Here is a 1,293-nt window from a genome sequence, read left to right on the forward strand (position 1 = left end):
AGACCACAAAGTTTACTCTACGGTCTCTTTGGAGTTAGTTTCTATATACTCAATACCTTTTCTCCAAAGATTCATAGCTCCAATTCTATCATCATTAGATTGGTAACTACAGTTTTTACATTTAAAAATATGTTTCTTTTTATCTCTATTAGCTTTTTCAATATGTCCACATTTTGGACACTGTTGGCTGGTATATTTGGGGTTTACCGCTATAACCATAGACTTATTCATTTTAGCTTTATATTCAAGTAGTTGTCTAAATTGATAGAATGCCCAAGATACAGAAACATATCTGTTATTTATATTAACTTTTTCAGTGGAATTTCTAACGTTAGTTAAATCTTCTAATACGAAAAGCGTATTTTCACCATATTTGTCAACGAGTGCCTTAGTGATAGAATGATTAATATCATTCATCCAACGGTTTTCTCTTGAACCTATAGATTTAATCTTACGTTTAGCTGATTTAGTCCCACATTCTTGTAGTTGTTTTCTTAGGAGTTTGTAATTACCTCTTTTAGATTTTATATGTCTACCATTATAAAAGAAGGTTTCATTTTCACTATCATAGGTAGTAGCTAAAAAATTAATTCCTAAATCAATTCCTACAATTTTATCAACTTCAAATGGAGTAGTTTGTTGGTATTGCTTAGTCATTGGTATGTGTAAAAAATATTTGTTAAACTTGTAGACGAGTTTTGCAGTGCCGAGTTTATAAGAACCATTAAAATACTTTTCCATACCTTTAGTTTCAAATGGTATTTTAAGTCTACCATTGAGACTGTTTATAGATAATATATCTTTAGTTAGAGAATAATCCCTATTCCAAACTAAGTCATACTCTAAGTTTTTAAAATTAACTAAATTAAAATCATGTCCATTAGACTTATTGGTTTTATATTTATCAATAGCAGTTTTCATAACAGATTGAGCCATTTGAGATTTTAAGCCATATGTTTCTCTAAGATAGTAATAAGTATCTTTATTGATTTTACTTTGATTAAGAAGGTTGCTAGTAAAGATATATTCTGAAATATAATTTAATGCTTTTCTCACCTGAAGCATAGTATTATTTAAAATGTCAACTTGCTCATTTGTAGGATAAATTTGTATTTTAGAAGTAATAGTAATTTCCAACATTTACACCACCTTTCTAAATTAATTATATCATATGTTTTAGTGAAAGATAAATATATTAAAGGAAAGGAGTATGCAAGGATTTCTGCTATCGCAGATTGCAATTCATCCCCCGCTTATAGAAGTGGAGGTATCCTTGCAATAAAAACGATGAAA

General features: G+C 28.8%; 1 protein-coding gene. It reads right to left on the minus strand.

All coding sequences use genetic code 11. The features are described from left to right. Positions 1-12: 12 nt before the first annotated feature. Positions 13-1,140 carry an RNA-guided endonuclease InsQ/TnpB family protein gene (locus TICRE_RS10655; RefSeq protein WP_143583159.1) on the minus strand — a complete coding sequence of 376 codons (1,128 nt, stop codon included), beginning with the start codon at positions 1,138-1,140 and terminating at the stop codon, positions 13-15. Between the last annotated feature and the right edge of the window lie 153 nt (positions 1,141-1,293).

The organism is Tissierella creatinophila DSM 6911, assembly GCF_001940565.1.
Lineage (GTDB): Bacteria > Bacillota > Clostridia > Tissierellales > Tissierellaceae > Tissierella_A > Tissierella_A creatinophila.

Bases quoted from the DNA above. Each gene is read 5' to 3' on its own strand.
- TICRE_RS10655 (WP_143583159.1), bottom strand. From the start codon at position 1,140: ATGTTGGAAATTACTATTACTTCTAAAATACAAATTTATCCTACAAAT.